This is a genomic window from Grimontia sp. THUN1695 (assembly GCF_059704325.2).
The window spans coordinates 519063-536358 of the sequence record NZ_AP046577.1 but is presented as its reverse complement, the minus strand read 5'-3'; the positions used below and the strand labels follow the sequence as shown (position 1 = coordinate 536358).

The window sequence follows — 17296 nt, the reverse complement described above, 5'->3', positions numbered from 1 at the left end:
TATTTTCCTCTTTACGTGCTGTGCTACGTCATTTACGCCAACGCATTGGCATCAATACCTTGATTCAGCATGGCAATCAGCGCTTCAACGTGGATCAAAGCGCACATCTTTTCTTTTACCAAACCAGCCAACCAGGGCCGTTTGCCAGCTTGCTCACGCCATCGCACTTGTTCACCACTGAGTGACTCTGTCCCTAGAAGGGCATTACAAGCCAAGCCCCATTTACTGTTACCCAAAGTCACAATATAACTATAGTCTTCGCGATGGCTGTTATCCGTTATTTTTTCTGGCATTACCCACTTCGCGGTATCAACCACGTCCAACTGTTGATCCCGTTCAGTCTGAAGGCCCAAATACCAATCCGGCCTTCCAATCAGGTGATTACACTCTTTAAGCCGGTGAATTCCGCCCAGTTCCGCGAGTGGGACTGCGTAAACCACACCAAACGATTCAAAGAACAATACCTGAAAAGCATATTCTGGGGCGATATTCTGCCAAGGCGGCGCTGTGTCCTCATCGGTCTGGACATCGGCTTCACATTCGGTCTCAGTCGCTATATCAACAGAGCCTGTCACTTCTTCAGTAACGGTTTCCTCAACGGCGATCTCGAGATCTGGCTCCGTGAAGACATCTGTGTCAACAGTAGTATCAGTGACAACCTCTTGTGTTACTTCAGCCTCTACTTCAGTAAGCACTTCAGTATCTACATCAACGGCTAGCTTGCTGTCTGTCGATACGTCCGTTTCCGTCAAGATTTCGACTTCTATTTCCATATCCTCGTCCAGCTTGAGCTGGCTGAGGAGTTTTTCAACCGATGACAGATCGCGCTTATCCTCGGTCAGTGTTGCCCCACTGAATTGTTCCACTGGCTCAACCACCACAGGCTGAGGTGCCAACGTCGTCTCTTCATCGATTGCATGGTCAACCGCTTGCAGCGCCACGTCCGTGTGATCTTGCAGCAGGGAATTACCTTCCTCCAGCAAGGCGTCAAAATAATCATCCAGTGCCTGAACACTGGACATGGCACGGCTATCTTTCATCCTGTTCCAGTCTCTCCAAATAAGAGAGCAGCGTTTTGTAAGCAAACACGCCGCGGCAATTTTTTGCGTAATACGAAGGCGGCATATGCTTTAAGCTTGCATCACGGAATTTAGTATCAATGGGCACAGCAGAGGTCCAAACTTGATCCGGATAACGCACTTTTAACTCCTGCAAGGTTTCTAGCGAGGCACGGGTGCGTTTGTCATACATGGTCGGCACAATGCACACTTTAAACGTAGATGCCCGCGACTTTTGCATGATTTGCAAAGTACGCACCATACGCTCCAAGCCTTTCATCGCCAGAAACTCGGTCTGTACCGGAATAAGGATACGGTTACTCGCCGCCAGCGCGTTAACCATCATCACGCCGAGAATGGGTGGGCAGTCAATCAGTGCGTAATCGTATTCATCTTCCAGACAAGCAAGGGTTTTCTTCAGCATAAGCCCCATGCCACCGCGGTTGCCCATGGCGCGATCAAGCGTCGCCAATGACATGTGTGATGGCAGGATATCGAGATTTTTGTATTCAGTGTTCAGGATCAGCGGTTTGATGGTATCCCGGTTTATCGCCTGCAATTGAAAGAGATCAAATAAGGTGCGGGGAAGCTGCTCCGAATCGTAATTCAGGTACGTCGTCAGCGATGCGTGCGGATCGGTATCGATCAACAACACACGCTTGTTTTTTTCACTGAGAAGCCCAGCGAGGGTAATGGTGGTAGTGGTTTTCCCCACACCCCCTTTCTGGTTTGCAATGCTCCAGACTATCACAGCCGCTCCTTAAACAAGATTGAGCTCAACGAGAATACGCTCAGTGATACGATCCAACGGCAAATCTTCTGTCGAAATACCCGCTTTCGCGACCGCTTGCGGCATACCATAAACAACACAGCTCTCTTCATCCTGTGCCCAAACCGTTGAGCCCTGTTGTTTCAACAATCTTGCCCCATCACGGCCATCTGCACCCATACCGGTCAGTACCATTGACAACACCTTATCGTTATAGATTTTCGCTGCTGAGCCGAAAGTAACGTCGACACACGGCTTATAATTCATCCGGTCACCGCCATCGATAATTTTCACCCGTGCAGCACCCGGGCGACCATCAATCATCATTTGCATTCCGCCAGGTGCGAGATATGCGGTTCCTGGCTGAAGCGGATCGCCATCTTGTGCTTCTTTCACCGTGATCTTACAAAGACCGTTAAGACGCTGGGCAAACGCTGCGGTGAAGGTTGATGGCATATGCTGGATCAGCACAATAGGCAACGGGAAATTTGCAGGCAGGCCACACAACACTTTTTGCAACGCCACCGGGCCACCGGTAGACGTACCAATCGCCACCAGTTGATAGCGCTTACCGCTGGTTTTAAAACGACTGGCAGGTAAAGATCGTGCCGTTGTTGACGGTGTCAGCGTGCTGCCAGTAGCAGCACGGGTTGGTGTCGATGTTGCCGCAGAAGGACGTGCCGCAGGCGGCGGACGCCTCATGAATGCACGTTTTCGAGCAATCTCATTGACTCGCTGTTGCAATAGGCTCACGGCCTCATCGCGGTTACGCGCAATGTCTTCAAATTTCTTTGGCAGGAAGTCGAGAGCACCCGCATCCAAAGCATCGAGCGTGGCTTTCGCCCCATCGTGCGTTAACGAAGAAAACATCAGGATAGGCGTCGGATTACTCTGCATGATCTCGCGGACAGCAGTAATGCCATCCATCACCGGCATCTCGATGTCCATGGTAATCACGTCAGGTTTCAGCGTTGCCGCTTTTTCAACGGCTTCTTTTCCATTCACCGCGCAGTCAATGACTTCAAGGCGGGGATCCCCGTTGATGATTTCACTCACACGGCGGCGGAAAAAGCTTGAATCGTCCACCACCAATACTTTCACTGCCATGTCATTCCTTTTTGATTATTATCGGCCAGCGTATCGTTTAAGCAGGTTCGGCACATCAAGGATCAACGCAATGTGACCATCACTGGTAATGGTTGCTCCCGCCATACCCGGCGTGCCCTGCAATAACTCATCCAATGGTTTGATAACCACTTCTTCCTGACCAATCAGTGAATCCACCACGAAAGCGACTGGCTGGTGGCCCATCTGGATGATGACCACATGACCCACCTCGCGGTTGGCGATACCACGACGTGGGCATAACCAATCCTGCAGGTAGAAGAGTGGGATCGCTTTCTCACGTACAATCAGCGTCAGCTGACCATCAACCGTATTGGTTTTAGAGAGATCAAGGCTGATGATTTCATTCACATTTGACAGCGGGAAGGCATAGGGATTGTTTCCGATCCCCACCATCAGTGTTGGCAATATCGCCAGTGTCAGTGGAACTTTGATTGAGATGATAGTGCCACGGCCAAGCTCAGAGTCGATCGAAATCGTACCGTTTAGCTGGGTAATCGCGGTTTTCACTACATCCATACCAACGCCACGGCCGGAAATGTCTGAAATTTCCGTTTTGGTTGAAAAACCTGCAGCGAAAATCAGGTTATAGGCTTCGGTATCACTCAGGCGGGCGGCAGCATCCGCATCCATTACACCACGGTTTACCGCAATAGAGCGCAGCTTGTCCGCATCCATACCGCCGCCATCATCTTCGATGGTCAGGAGAATATGGTCACCTTCTTGCGATGCTGCCAAGGTAATCGTACCGGTACGGGGCTTGCCTTTTTGCTCACGCACATCCGGCATTTCAATACCATGGTCAACAGAGTTACGCACCAAGTGGACCATAGGATCAGCCAGAGCCTCAACCAGATTCTTATCCAGATCAGTCTCTTCACCGCGCATTTCCAGCACAATGTCTTTTTTCAGGCTTCGCGCCAAATCACGGACAACACGGGGGAATCGGCCAAACACTTTCTTGATGGGCTGCATCCGTGTTTGCATTACCGCCCCCTGAAGATCTGCAGTGACTACATCAAGGTTAGTAACGGCTTTCGCCATGTTTTCATCGTCACTGTTTGCACCCAGGCTCACCAGACGGTTACGCACCAGCACCAGCTCACCTACCATGTTCATGATAGTGTCGAGAGTTGATGTGTTCACACGTACAGTCTGCTCAACTTGAGGGGCTGGCGGCTTTTTGTCGTCAGCTTTGGCAGGCGGCTTTGCCACAGCCGCGGGTGGTTTCGCAACAGCTGGCTCAGCTTTCGGAGCAGGTTTAGGCTCTACCTTCGGCGCTGGTGTTTTGGGTGGCTCTGGAGCGGTCTTTGGAGCCTCACTGGCGATAGGACTCTTGCCTTTGCCGTGAAGATCATCTAACAACTTTTCAAACTCATCGTCAGTGATTTCGTCACTGTCCGGGCTTTCCACAGACACATTTTGCGGAGGAGGCGTCGCCACATCACCAGCTTGTGGCCCTTTTCCTGTGCCATGAAGATCGTCGAGTAGTTTTTCGAATTCATCATCGGTAATGTCATCACCACCGGATGAGGCAGCATCAACCGACGGTGTCGACGTACTGTCACCGGCTTGTGGCCCTTTGCCTGCACCGTGCAACTCATCCAGTAAGCGATCAAATTCATCGTCGGTGATGTCGTCAACAGAATCCCCGGCGATGGCTTCTTCGCTTTCAGCAGTGGCTTCGACGACAGGCTCAGGTTCAGGCTCTGGCTCAGGTTCCGGTGCTGCCGCTTCCGTAGCTTCATCCTCAGAGGCTGGGCGGCTGTATTTGTGCAAGGCTTCTATCAGCGAGGGGGCTGCAGCAGGAACCGCTTCACGCTCCTGCACACAGGCAAACTGTTCGTTAACGGTATCGAGCGCTTGAAGGATGGTATCCATCACTTCCGATGTCAGCTCACGGCCACCGTTACGCAGGTTATCAAAGATGTTCTCTGCACCGTGGCATGTCTCAACCAGTTCAGTGAGTGACAAAAAACCTGCGCCACCTTTAACCGTATGGAAACCCCGGAAAATGGCATTAAGCAGATCCCGATCATCTGGGGTCTTTTCCAGATCAACTAACTGCTCAGACAATAATTCAAGAATTTCACCTGCTTCAATCAAAAAGTCCTGCAGGATTTCTTCATCCATTTCAAAGCTCATAACGCACCCCTAGAAGCCCAGACTGGAAAGTAGGTCGTCAACATCATCCTGACTCTGCATCACTTCCTTCTCTTGACGCTTTTGTTCAGAGATAACAGGACCTTCCGCCTCAATGTCAGATTGTTGTTCTGTTTCTGGTTCTTTGTGATCTTCATCCAGACCAAATGCGGTCAGGATTTCAACCAATTGTTTTTCTACTTCTTGCACCAATTCAATGACACGGCGGATCACCTGACCTGTCAGGTCCTGAAAATCCTGCGCCATGAGGATTTCGGTCAATTGACTGTGGAGCTTGGTGGTATCCCCTTCTACCTGTGTCAATAACCCGTCGATTTGGTGACACAGGCCTTTGAAACTTGCAACATCAATCCGCCCCCCCATGAGGTTATTCCACTGGGGTCTCACCTGAGAAAGGCACTCTTGCAGGTTATCGGCAATAGGAAGCGTGGCTTCAACCGCATCCATGGTACGGTTTGCTGCATGTTCCGTTTTTTCCATGACAAAGTTCAGGCGATCTTTAGCATCCGGGATCTCACTGTTCGCTAGATCACTGATACGTGGGTCCAAACGGAAATTTGCTAACGAATCATGAAGTTGCCGAGTCAGTTTACCTACCTCATTGAAGAGCGGATTACGCGTATCACTGGTCACTTTCACCAATAATTCGTTCGCGGCGTCCTGATTCCCTTCTTCGAGCAGACTGACCAACTCTTTAGCTTGGTCGAGTGTTATCATCGTCTCTTTAGTCCTTCACTGCGCGAATCGGGAAATCACATGCGCTCGAAAATCTTGTCCAGCTTTTCTTTGAGCGTAGCGGCAGTAAATGGCTTCACGATGTAACCATTCACACCAGCTTGTGCAGCTTCAACAATTTGTTCACGCTTCGCTTCTGCAGTGATCATCAAGACTGGCAGATGTTTGAGATCATCATCAGCACGGATGTTCTTGAGCAAGTCAATGCCCTGCATGCCAGGCATGTTCCAGTCAGTGACGACAAAATCAATACCGCCTTTTTTGAGTATTGGCAGTGCTGTTAGGCCGTCATCTGCTTCAACGGTATTGTTGAAACCCAGATCACGAAGGAGGTTTTTAACGATGCGTCGCATTGTTGAAAAGTCATCAACAACGAGGATTTTCATGTTTGTGTCCAAAGTGGCCTCCGGTGAGGTTCCTTATTATTGTTAAAACTTACTTCGACCAAGAGGAAAGCTTGGTCCGTAACCGCTGCATTGCCTGATTCTGAATCTGGCAAACCCGGGATTCGCTGACCCCGATAATGGCCCCTATCTCTTTGAGGTTAAGTTCCTCGTCATAGTAGAGAGAGAGAACCAAAGCTTCTCTTTCAGGAAGGCTGCGGATGGCATTCGCAAGATGCGATTTAAAGCTGTCCCCGGCTACCTCCTCAAAAGGAAGGTTTTCGTCGCGATGACTTTCTGTAACGAAAGCATCTTCTGAAACACCCAGGTCAACGATACCAATCAGTCGTCCTGCATTAATGTCATTCTGAGCCTGATGGTACTGCTCCAGACTCATGCCTAGGCGTTTCGCAATTTCTTTGTCTTTTGGATCCCGCCCTAATTCGCCTTCCAATTGGGCAATCACTTCGCTGATTTGGCGATTGTTCTTATGAACAGAGCGTGGTACCCAATCTCCTTTCCGGATATCATCCAACATGGCACCACGAATACGGATGCCGGCATAGGTTTCAAAACTGGCCCCTTTAGAGGCATCGTAGTTTTGCTGCGCCTCCAGTAATCCCACCATGCCTGCCTGAATCAAATCTTCAACCTGCACATTCGGCGGCAAACGGGCAACCAAGTGATGGGCGATGCGCTTCACTAGCGTGGCGTATTGTTCAAACACCGTTTCCGTCGAAGCGCCTGTCCTGCTATAGGTGAGCGCTTTATTCACTGAGGTAATCTCCCGCAGCTTCATCCCGAACTAACAACCGCTCTACAAAAAACTCCAAATGCCCACCTGGATTGCGCGGTACTGGCCAGGTCAAGGCTTTGTTTGCCAGCGCATTCAATGCAAGCGCCGCCGGAGACTTTGGATATGCATCGATCACCACACGTTGCTTCTTCACAGATTGACGCACATGCTCATCTAATGGGACACACGCTACTAATTCTAGATTAGCATTTAAAAATCTTTCTGTTACCCGCGTTAATTTTGTAAATAAATCGCGTCCTTCCCGATAACTGCGCACCATATTGGCAACAACTTTGAAACGCGTCACACCATGTTCACGGCTTAGCAGCTTGATTAGCGCGTAGGCATCGGTAATGGATGTCGGCTCATCACAGACCACCATCAGGACATCTTGCGCTGCGCGGGAAAAACTCAACACCATGTCGGAAATCCCTGCGGCGGTGTCCACCAACAGGACATCAACATCCTCGTCCAGCGTGCCAAATGCCCGGATAAGGCCCGCATGCTGGGCAGTGCTCAATTCTGTCATTCCGCGCATGCCAGAAGATGCTGGGATAATTTTCATACCGTGAGGCCCTTCCAGAATGATATCTTTCAGGTCGCATACGCCTTGCATCACATGGCTGAGATTTTTTCCAACGCGCAAACCCAATAACACATCGACATTTGCCAGGCCAAGGTCCGCATCCAACACCATGACCTTTTTCCCTTGCTTGGCCATGGCGGCAGCCATACCCAGTGTGATATTGGTTTTACCTACCCCACCTTTGCCACCCGTGACGGTAATCACTTTGGTGCGAGTCGGGTTTGTCAGGCGGCGGAGGCCGCTAGCTTGATCATGCATGGTTGTCTCAATCATAAAAGTCCGCCGCATTCGACTCTGGTACATCATGACTCCAGAAATGGTTTCGCTGCTCTGAATCTTGATCCATCAGTTCACTTGCCTTGCTCACCAGGTATTTTCCACTTGCCTGGCGAATGTCTTCAGGCACCCGCTGTCCATCCGCCAGGTAGGTTACCGGAAGGGCATTTTCTATGGTCACACTCAATAATTCTCCCAAGCTGAGGGATTCGTCCAACTTCGTCAGTACACAGCCTGAAAGCGGAATACGTCGGAAGTGATCAATCGTCTCCTGCAGCACCCGACGCTGAGAGGTCGCGGGCAATACAAGGAGGCTTCGAATGTGCGAACCACTGTTCTGGATAAGCGTATCAAGTTGTTCTGATAGCCTAAGATCGCGCTGGCCCATGCCCGCGGTATCTAACAAGATCAGTCGACGGTGACGTAACTGATACAGAATATCGGCCAGTTCATCCGCATCTTTAGCCACTTTTACCGGACAGCCTAAAATTCTGCCGTAGGTTGCCAGTTGTTCATGGGCACCGATACGGAATGTGTCAGTCGTCACCAGTGCAATATCTTCAGGACCGAAGTCCATCGCTGCTCTTGCGGCCAGTTTTGCAATGGTGGTGGTCTTGCCAACACCGGTTGGGCCAAGCAGGGCAATCACACCGCCAGACTCCAGCAGGTTCTCACTGGTGGTAATCACCTGATCAGCCACCAATTCAAGCAGTTCAGACCACGCTTCATTAGGAGGGGTATCTTCCGGAATATAACCCGCGAGTTGGTCAGCCAACACCGGTGAAATACCCATTTTTTCCAAACGTTTTATCAACATGGCGCGAAGCGGCTCTTTACGCTCCACTTCCTGCCACATCAATCCGGAAAGTTGGTGTTCCAAAAGGTTACGGATGGTGGTCATTTCCTTGCGCATGGCTTCGATTTCTTCATTACCAGGGCGTGTTGTAGTCTGTTTTCGGGATTCACTGCGGGTTGAAAAGCGGTCATCACGGCGGTCCACTTCATCACGTTTTTGACGATAAAGACGGTCAAGCTCCTGGCTTTTCTGTTGCTGCTGACTGCGTGAAAACCCGTTTGGGGTGTTGTAAGTACCATGTCTGTTGCCATTGGACTCACTATGTTGTCGACGGGCTGATTGAGCGTCATTCTGGCGCGCCAGCAATGCACTCAATGAATCGGCTTCCTGCTGGGGCTCAGCAGCAGGTTTGCTGTCCGTCAGTTGTGACTGGTAACGGTCCAGCAAACTGGAAAACTTGCTGCCCAGCGCGCTCCCCAATGGCTTGCGTGCTGCTTCCTTATTGATGTCACGGCGAACATAGACAGTGTCATCAGCCAGTCGACGGGCTTGATGGGCGCGATCCATGCTTTGAGCCATCTGCATTCTGGCCGCATCTTTACGCATGTCACGGGTAGGAGCATCAGTATCCACTGCCGCCACGATTTCGACGCCACCCGTCACTTTTTTGTTCGACATGATCACCGCATCGGCACCGAGTGCTTCTTTCACTTCGGCCAAGGCTGTTCGCATGTCTTTGGCAAAAAATCGTTTAATTTTCAAAATCGTCGTCCTGAGTTACTGATGCGTACATCAGTTGCCAACCGCCCTTACAATTCTTATTTGTTTTTCATCCGGCACTTCCTGATAAGACAGGACACGCAACGATGGGATGGTATTTTTCACAAACTTGGCCAGTGTTGAGCGCAACACCCCGGAAGTCAGTAATACTGCGGGCTCCCCTTGCAGCTCCTGGTTTTGAGTGGCCTCCGCCAGGCTCTGTTGCAAACGTTCTGCCAGACCCGGTTCAATACCTGTCGATTCACCGCCTGATGCCTGCATAGTCTTATGCAATATCTGTTCCAGCTCTGGAACCAGCGTAATTACTGGCAGTTCTGGCGCTACTCCATTGATTTCCTGCACAATTAACCGTCTTAATGATATGCGCACTGCTGCGGTTAAAATGTCGGGATCTTGACTCTTCGGTGCATACTCAGAGAGGGTCTGGATAATCGTCCGCACATCGCGGATAGGAATGGCTTCATTGAGAAGGTTTTGCATCACCTTAACCACTGCCCCCAGTGAGATTTGTTCCGGGATCAGACCTTCTACCAACCGTGGTGACTGTTTCGCCAGCATATCGATGAGATTCTGTGCTTCTTCATGCCCCAGCAAACGCTCTGCATTGTTGGTCAGTATCTGGCTCAGGTGAGTGGCCAATACGGTTGCAGAATCCACTACGGTATAGCCAAGCGCCTGCGCATGCTCACGCTGGGCTTTTTCAATCCACACGGCTTCAAGGCCAAACGCCGGATCGACCGTACCTTCTCCATCCACGGGACCAAAAACCTGACCAGGGTTGATAGCCAGCTCTTTATCCGGACGAATATCCGCTTCACCCACCGCAACCCCCATCAGGGTAATGCGGTAACTGTTAGGCGGCAGCTCTAGGTTATCGCGGATATGTACCGGCGGGATCAGGAAACCAAAGTCCTGAGACAATTTCTTACGCACCCCTTTCACGCGGTCTAGCAATTCGCCACCCTGATCACGGTCAACCATAGGGATCAGGCGATAGCCCACTTCAAGACCAATCACATCAACAGGCTGGACATCATCCCATGACAACTCTTTAGGCTTGGGTGCCACCACGTCCTGTTTCGGCGCTTCCTCGGCTTCTTTTTGGGCTTTGGCCTGTTGTTTGGTTTTCCAGAAGGCAAAACCGCCACAAACCAGCGCCAGCGTCAGGAAGGGAATATGTGGCATGCCGGGAACAATCCCCATTACCACCAGAATACCGGTGGCAATGATCAGCGCTCTCGGGTTATCAACCAGCTGGAAAACAACCTGCTGGCCCATGTCTTCGTCGGTGTTTTGGCGGGTCACCATGATGGCAGCACCAATCGACAGCAACAGCGACGGGATTTGCGCGACCAGACCATCACCGATAGTCAACAGGGTGTAGATTTCAATGGCGTCGGAAAAACTGACATCATGCTGGATCATACCGATGGAAAGGCCACCGATAATGTTGATCGCCAGAATTAAAATACCGGCGATGGCATCCCCTTTAACAAATTTTGATGCACCGTCCATTGAACCATAGAAATCCGCTTCTTTGGTCACTTCCTGACGGCGTGTACGCGCCTGCTCCTGATCAATCAGGCCCGCATTCAAATCGGCATCAATTGCCATTTGTTTACCCGGCAAAGCATCCAGGGTGAAACGTGCGCTGACTTCAGAGATACGGCCAGCACCCTTGGTGACAACCATAAAGTTGATGATCATCAGGATAAGGAACACCACCAGACCCACGGCATAGTTTCCGCCAATCACCACAGAACCAAAAGCGTCAATCACCTGTCCCGCAGCTCCCGGCCCCTCATGGCCATGCAGAAGTACCACCCGGGTTGATGCCACGTTCAGCGCAAGGCGCATCAGGGTAGCTATCAGGAGGACAGTAGGAAATGCGGCGAAATCAAGCGGCCTTCGCGTGTAGACCGTCACCAACAGCACCACCAGAGAAAGCGCAATGTTAAAGGAGAACATCAGGTCGAGCAGCAATGGTGGCATAGGCAGCACCACCATCGCGAGAGTAGAAAGTACCAGGAGCGGCGCACCGATAGCGGGGAAAGCTTGCCCACGCTTAAAAGGGATTTTGTCCTGGACCTTGTCGTAGAACGGCAAAGAAAGCTTCATGTGTCGTTTTATGTTCTTCAGGGCTTCATGTCTTAAACCTTAGAAGCAAAAAGTGAACCACTTTTAAAACCACTATTTATCAGCTAGTTACAAGATGATACCCATTCAGTGTCACATCAGCGACGTAAATCCGGCGGTATTGGCAATTGTTGGTCGGCCAGCGGTTTGGGTTTACGTCCCCGTCCTTTTTTGTACTGCTTGAGCTGGAACACATAAGCAAGTAATTGTGCGATGGCGGTAAACAGGCCATCGGGGATCTGCTGTTCCAGTTCCGTGCTGTAATACACTGCACGGGCAAGCGGGGGAGCTGGCACAATGGTGATGTCATGTTCTGCGGCAATTTCACGGATTTTAAGTGCCAGGAAATCAGAGCCTTTGGCCACCACCACCGGGGCTTTATCCATTTTACTGTCATAACGCAGGGCCACTGAGTAATGCTCCGGGTTGGTGATCACCACGTCAGCCGATGGCACTTCCGCCATCATCCGCCGTTGTGCCATTTCCCGTTGCAGCATCCGGATACGCCCTTTCACCTCAGGTTTACCTTCGGTTTCCTTGTATTCGTCTTTTATCTCCTGCTTGGTCATTTTCAGTTGTTCATTGTGCTGCCAGATTTGGAATGGCACATCAATGGCGACCACCACCAGCAGAGAACAACAGATCAGCAACACGAAATTGAGCAGGATATCCAGCGCGTGATAAAGATTGGTGGGGAAGGTTTCAATACTCAGTTGATAGAAATCATCGAGGCTGGCCCACATAAGATAGAACGCAACGCCCGAGACCAGTGCCACTTTAAGGATAGACTTGATAAGCTCAACCCAGCTTTGTTTACCAAACATGCGTTTAATACCCTGCAGTGGGCTCATTTTGGACAGTTTCGGCCTTGCCGCCTCCCAAGAAAAAGAGACGCCGCCCAGAGCCGACGCACCAAGCAGGCCGGCAACAAACAACATGAGAAGTACAAAGGTGATTGGCCAGAAAATATGGAAGATGGCACCATAGCTGATGAGTCCAAGCGAGGTAACATCAAAAATCTCCTCACGGGTGAGCGTAAAGAGTTTTCGCATCATCGCCATCAATGCGTTCCCCAGGCTTTCACCAAACCACATCAGCGCAATAGCTCCCACCACAAGAACGGCGACCGATGCCAGTTCTCTTGAGCGCGGTACCTGCCCCTTTTCCCGCGCCTGCTGTTGCCTTCGGGGCGTGGCGTCTTCTGTGCGTTCCTGACCGTCATTTTCTGCCATCAGGCACCTCCGCCGACAGCACAGTTGAGACGAATGAGATCACAGATGGCATTCACCCCTGTGTCCCAGTGGTTCAGGTAATGCGGCAAGATACCGTTTAACAGATACATGCAGATTAACAGGCCCACCAGCAAGGCAAACGAAAAACCAAGCGAGAAAATATTGAGCTGTGGCGCCGCACGGGTCATCACACCAAAAGAAAGGTTCACCGTCAGCAATGCGATAATGCCCGCCAGTGCCATACCCAGTGCCACACTGAACATGATGCCAAACCAGCTTGCCATGGCGCGGTAATCAGCAGCGCCGAGCATGTCACCCACCGGCAGGGTTTTGAAACTCATCACCACCAGGTTAAGCATCTGCAAATGCCCATCAGTAGAGAGAAAAATCATGGTGGCGACGAATAGGTAAAACTGACCCAGCAAGGGGGTATTCTGGCCATTGGCCGGGTCCACCATGGAGGCAAAACCCAGACTCGATTGCATACCGATAATCTGGCCCAACAACACAAACGTCTGGATAACAAACTGGGTAACTGTGCCCATGGCAATACCAATCAAAATCTGCTGGGCAAGGATAACAAAACCGCCAAAGGAGACCAGTTCGACCGTTTCAGGCACCCGGGGCAACGCGGGCATCACAGCAAATGTAATGGCCAGGGACAGATACAGGCGAACGCGGACAGGCACAAAACGGGCACCGAAAAACGTCATCGTCATCATCATTGAGGAGATGCGTGTAAACGGCCAGAAATACTGCGCCAACCAGTCGAGAATGATACTTGCCGGGTATTCCATGCCCTTAGCCTGATCAGTAGAGCAGCATGGGGATTTCTTCCACCAGCCGGAAAAAATACTCCATCAGCATGCGCGTCATCCAGTGCCCAAACACCATCAATGCCACCAGAGTGGCAATCAAACGGGGCAAAAAGCTCAATGTCTGTTCGTTGATGGAGGTGGCGGCCTGGAATATTGCCACCAGCAAGCCCACAATCAGGCCGGGGATAATGATGGCGCACACCATGATCAGAATGAGGTAGAGCGCATCCTGAAACAGTTCAACAAAAGCCTCTGGTGCCATAACCCACTCCTACCCAAAACTGCCGGCGAGTGTAGAAAGGATGAGGTTCCACCCATCCACCAGCACAAACAGCATCAGCTTGAACGGCAACGAGACGATCATTGGCGACAGCATCATCATACCCATCGCCATCAGGACTGAAGCCACCACCAGATCGATAATCAGAAACGGCAGGAAAAGCATAAACCCAATCTGGAACGCCGTTTTAAGTTCAGAAGTAATAAACGCCGGAATTAACACGGTCATCGGCACCTGTTCAGCTTCCGTGACCTGTGCACCGGACATATTGACAAAAGTTTCGAGATCTTTAACCCGCGTCTGTTGCAACATAAATTCGCGCAATGGCACCTGCACGCGGTCAAACGCTTCGCGTGCCGTAATTTCTTCGTTGAAGTAGGGCTGAACAGCAGCAACATTCATCCGATCAATCACCGGCGACATGATAAACAGGGTCAGGAACATGGCGATGCCGATAATGACCTGATTTGACGGTGTTTGCTGCAAGCCCATAGCCTGACGCAAAATCGCCATCACCACCACAATCCGGGTAAAAGAGGTCATCAAAATCACGATGGCAGGCAAAAATCCCAGCGCCGTCATCAGCGCCAGGATTTGCAATGTGACTGAATAATCTTCAGTACCGTCCGGGTTGACTGTCATCGTCAGCGCTGGAATGCCCCCGCCATTACGAGCCTGAATCAGGGATGCTTCCCCGGCATCATTAATCAGGGTTTCAGTGACCATTTCTGCTGCCGGTGCTGGTTCTTCTTCCGCCAGTGTCAGAGAAGGGAAAAATATGCAACAAAGTGCCAGAAAAATGGCAGTGACAGATTTAAGACGCATCATGTTTCTTCAACATATGGTTAAGTTGGGAAGAGAAAGATGTCGTGGATTCACGTTCTTCAATCGGATTATTCAGGGTTTTGAGCAAGGTGATCTGCTGGGGTGTCACTCCGACCAAAACCTGTTCACCATTCACATCCAATACCACCACACGCTCTTTTTGACCGAGCGGCAGCTGGCTGACAACTTTCAGCCCGGCCTTAGCCCTCATCAGGGAGGGAACCTGCATACGCTTCAACACCCAGGCCAAACCAAAGATCACACCAATAACCAACACCAGCGCACCCAGGGTTGTCGCAAGATCCTGTCCGTCTGGTGCAGCAGCATGGGCCGCCGGGGCAAACATTAATCCAATCGCAATTCGTCGCAGGGAAACCATGAACTCTTTTTCTCAGCCTGTCTCTTTTGGGTTATAGACCCTCTAAGCAAAATTCAGGCCTAAAAAAACGCCCACCGCGATGCGGCAGGCGTCAAGCGTTTGAAACCATCGATGTATCGGGTTAGCGCAGCTTTTTAATACGTTCTGTTTGGCTGATCACGTCTGTTAACCGGATACCGAACTTGTCGTTCACCACCACCACTTCGCCATGAGCAATCAGGGTGCCGTTTACCAGTACATCCAGCGATTCCCCGGCCAAGCGATCAAGTTCCACCACCGAGCCCTGGTTCAGTTGCAGCAAGTTGCGGATATTGATGTTGGTACGGCCCACTTCCATCGAAATGGTGACCGGGATATCAAGAATCGCATCCAGTTTACGAGCCTCATCAGCATTGATGGGCGGTGTTTCATCCACCAGTTCATCCAACGGGGCAGTCTGTACATCATCACCGCCTTCCACTTCAGCCTGTTCAGCCAGCGCTGCCGCCCAATCGTCTTCTACATCACTCATGATTATCTACCAACGTGTTAGTTATTCTTCCGTTGCCTCACCTAAGTCGCTAATGTCTTCCAGCAACTCAATCGGTTCGTCTTCCAGCAAGGTGACATCACTCTTCATCACTTCAGGACGCTTGAGCTTTTCGGTAATCTTGATGGCCAGATTGTCATTCGACTGCCCCAGTTTGCCGCGAAAAGTCGGCAAATCCTCAATGTAAACCGTGCAGGCGTCCGGCATTTTTACTGGGATGACATCACCGGCTTCCATCTCCATCAAATCGCGTAGAGAAAGCGTGGTTTCCAGCAATTTTGCTGTCAGCGATACCTCCACATCCATGACTTCATCCTGCAGCGCTTTTGACCAGCGCTTGTCAGTATCCATCTTGTCGCTCTGAATACCGGCATCCAACAGTTCACGGATCGGTTCTACCATTGAATATGGCATCACCACATGGAAGTCACCACCACCACCATCAAGTTCAATATGGAAAGAGCTGACCACAATCACTTCGGTCGGGCTGACGATATTCGCCATCGCCGGGTTCACTTCCGAATCCAGATATTCAAACTCGACTCTCATCACCGGCGCCCAGGCGTCTTTGTAGTCTTCAAAGATCAGCTTGAGCAACATCTGGATAACGCGGCGCTCGGTTGGCGTAAATTCACGCCCTTCAATCCGGGCATGAAAACGCCCATCTCCACCGAAGAAATTTTCCACCAGAATGAATACCAGTCGCGCTTCCATGGTGATCAATGCTGTCCCTTTCAGCGGACGGAAGCGAACCATGTTCAGACTGGTGGGTACAAACAGGGTGTTCTGGTACTCACCAAATTTCACCATTTGCACACCATTGATCGACACTTCGGCGGTTTTGCGGATCATATTGAACAAGCTGATCCGCATATGCCGTGCAAATCGCTCGTTGATCAGCTCCAGAGTGGGCATGCGCCCACGAACGATCCTGTCTTGTGAAGAGAAGTCAAAATTCGAGGCCGCGCCAATATCGTCGCCGCCGGAATCCTGCTCCTCCTCTTCAACATCATCTACACCATGAAGAAGTGCATCAATTTCGTCTTGACTGAGGAGATCGGTCACATTGCACCTATTGCATTACAAAGCCAGTAAATAACACCCGCTCAACCACGGGTTTGCCAGTAATTTTTTCCATTGCAGCCTGCACGGTATCGACAGCCTGCTTGCGCACTTCCAGCTGTCCTTGAGGCGTGCGCAATTGCTCAACGGTTGCCGCCCCGAATGTTGTCAGAAGGCTGTGTTCAACCAAAGGCAGGTTTTGCTTCGCCAGTGTCTCATTCTGGTCGCCTCGCACCATCAACTGGACTTTCACCTGAACCAGTCGCTGCTGCGAATCCCCGGTGACGTTAAACACAAACGGTTGTGGTAACGTCACGTAAATTGCCTGCAAACTCACAGGTTCAGGATCTTCCAATACGATGTCATCCTGTGCTGCGCTATCGCTCCCCATCAGGAAAAAGAACGCACCGCCACCACCACCGAGTAAAAGCAATGCGGCAACAATGATGATGATCAGTTTCTTTTTACCGCCACCACTACCGCCGGCTTCAATATCTTCATCTGCCATGAGTGACCTCAGTTAGGATTAATTCCATTACAAATTCCAAAACAAGCGCATCAAATGTGC

At 50.8% G+C, this 17296-nt stretch carries 18 protein-coding genes; all 18 read right to left on the bottom strand.

Features of this window, described 5'->3' with window-relative positions:
• Positions 1 to 32: 32 nt before the first annotated feature.
• The 18 genes from AC6IB1_RS05995 to fliL all read right to left on the bottom strand — a co-directional run bounded on the left by AC6IB1_RS05995 (position 33) and on the right by fliL (position 17236).
• Positions 33 to 1040, bottom strand: a complete 1008-nt coding sequence (locus tag AC6IB1_RS05995; protein ID WP_497568226.1) for a chemotaxis protein CheW — start codon at positions 1038 to 1040, stop codon at positions 33 to 35.
• Positions 1030 to 1809 carry a ParA family protein gene (locus tag AC6IB1_RS05990; protein WP_497568225.1) on the bottom strand — a complete coding sequence of 260 codons (780 nt, stop codon included), beginning with the start codon at positions 1807 to 1809 and terminating at the stop codon, positions 1030 to 1032. Before AC6IB1_RS05990 ends, AC6IB1_RS05995 begins: the two co-directional genes overlap by 11 nt.
• Before the next feature lie 9 nt (positions 1810 to 1818).
• Complete coding sequence (locus tag AC6IB1_RS05985) at positions 1819 to 2934, bottom strand: protein-glutamate methylesterase/protein-glutamine glutaminase (protein ID WP_497568224.1); 1116 nt, start codon at positions 2932 to 2934, stop codon at positions 1819 to 1821.
• 18 nt (positions 2935 to 2952) lie between these two features.
• Entirely contained in the window at positions 2953 to 5097 is a 2145-nt protein-coding gene (locus tag AC6IB1_RS05980; RefSeq protein ID WP_497568223.1) for a chemotaxis protein CheW, read from the bottom strand.
• 9 nt (positions 5098 to 5106) lie between these two features.
• On the bottom strand, positions 5107 to 5832 hold the full coding sequence (locus AC6IB1_RS05975; RefSeq protein WP_497568222.1) for a protein phosphatase CheZ: 726 nt from the start codon (positions 5830 to 5832) through the stop codon (positions 5107 to 5109).
• Between the two features lie 35 nt (positions 5833 to 5867).
• The gene (gene cheY / locus AC6IB1_RS05970; RefSeq protein WP_005506645.1) at positions 5868 to 6236 is read right to left on the bottom strand and encodes a chemotaxis response regulator CheY; all 369 of its coding nucleotides are present in this window, start codon (positions 6234 to 6236) and stop codon (positions 5868 to 5870) included.
• A 49-nt stretch (positions 6237 to 6285) separates the two neighbouring features.
• A complete protein-coding gene (locus tag AC6IB1_RS05965; RefSeq protein WP_497568221.1) occupies positions 6286 to 7008 on the bottom strand; it encodes an RNA polymerase sigma factor FliA in 723 nt (240 codons plus the stop codon).
• Positions 7001 to 7888 carry a P-loop NTPase gene (locus AC6IB1_RS05960; RefSeq protein WP_497568220.1) on the bottom strand — a complete coding sequence of 296 codons (888 nt, stop codon included), beginning with the start codon at positions 7886 to 7888 and terminating at the stop codon, positions 7001 to 7003. The genes AC6IB1_RS05965 and AC6IB1_RS05960 overlap by 8 nt, the downstream gene beginning before the upstream one ends.
• Positions 7881 to 9449, bottom strand: coding sequence for a flagellar biosynthesis GTPase FlhF (gene flhF, locus AC6IB1_RS05955; protein ID WP_497568219.1), 1569 nt, complete (start codon positions 9447 to 9449; stop codon positions 7881 to 7883). The genes AC6IB1_RS05960 and flhF overlap by 8 nt, the downstream gene beginning before the upstream one ends.
• A gap of 30 nt (positions 9450 to 9479) precedes the next feature.
• On the bottom strand, positions 9480 to 11585 hold the full coding sequence (gene flhA, locus AC6IB1_RS05950) for a flagellar biosynthesis protein FlhA (RefSeq protein ID WP_497568218.1): 2106 nt from the start codon (positions 11583 to 11585) through the stop codon (positions 9480 to 9482).
• A gap of 116 nt (positions 11586 to 11701) precedes the next feature.
• Entirely contained in the window at positions 11702 to 12835 is a 1134-nt protein-coding gene (gene flhB / locus AC6IB1_RS05945; protein ID WP_497568217.1) for a flagellar biosynthesis protein FlhB, read from the bottom strand.
• Positions 12835 to 13632: a flagellar biosynthetic protein FliR gene (fliR, locus tag AC6IB1_RS05940; RefSeq protein ID WP_497568216.1), complete on the bottom strand. Its 798-nt coding sequence runs from the start codon at positions 13630 to 13632 to the stop codon at positions 12835 to 12837. Before fliR ends, flhB begins: the two co-directional genes overlap by 1 nt.
• Positions 13633 to 13645: 13 nt before the next feature.
• On the bottom strand, positions 13646 to 13915 hold the full coding sequence (gene fliQ / locus AC6IB1_RS05935) for a flagellar biosynthesis protein FliQ (protein WP_005506653.1): 270 nt from the start codon (positions 13913 to 13915) through the stop codon (positions 13646 to 13648).
• A 9-nt stretch (positions 13916 to 13924) separates the two neighbouring features.
• The gene (gene fliP / locus AC6IB1_RS05930) at positions 13925 to 14758 is read right to left on the bottom strand and encodes a flagellar type III secretion system pore protein FliP (protein WP_497569092.1); all 834 of its coding nucleotides are present in this window, start codon (positions 14756 to 14758) and stop codon (positions 13925 to 13927) included.
• On the bottom strand, positions 14748 to 15137 hold the full coding sequence (gene fliO, locus AC6IB1_RS05925; protein WP_497568215.1) for a flagellar biosynthetic protein FliO: 390 nt from the start codon (positions 15135 to 15137) through the stop codon (positions 14748 to 14750). Before fliO ends, fliP begins: the two co-directional genes overlap by 11 nt.
• Before the next feature lie 121 nt (positions 15138 to 15258).
• The gene (gene fliN, locus AC6IB1_RS05920) at positions 15259 to 15648 is read right to left on the bottom strand and encodes a flagellar motor switch protein FliN (RefSeq protein WP_005506661.1); all 390 of its coding nucleotides are present in this window, start codon (positions 15646 to 15648) and stop codon (positions 15259 to 15261) included.
• Between the two features lie 21 nt (positions 15649 to 15669).
• Positions 15670 to 16731, bottom strand: a complete 1062-nt coding sequence (fliM, locus tag AC6IB1_RS05915) for a flagellar motor switch protein FliM (RefSeq protein ID WP_497568214.1) — start codon at positions 16729 to 16731, stop codon at positions 15670 to 15672.
• A 7-nt stretch (positions 16732 to 16738) separates the two neighbouring features.
• Positions 16739 to 17236, bottom strand: a complete 498-nt coding sequence (gene fliL / locus AC6IB1_RS05910) for a flagellar basal body-associated protein FliL (protein WP_497568213.1) — start codon at positions 17234 to 17236, stop codon at positions 16739 to 16741.
• Positions 17237 to 17296: the final 60 nt, after the last annotated feature.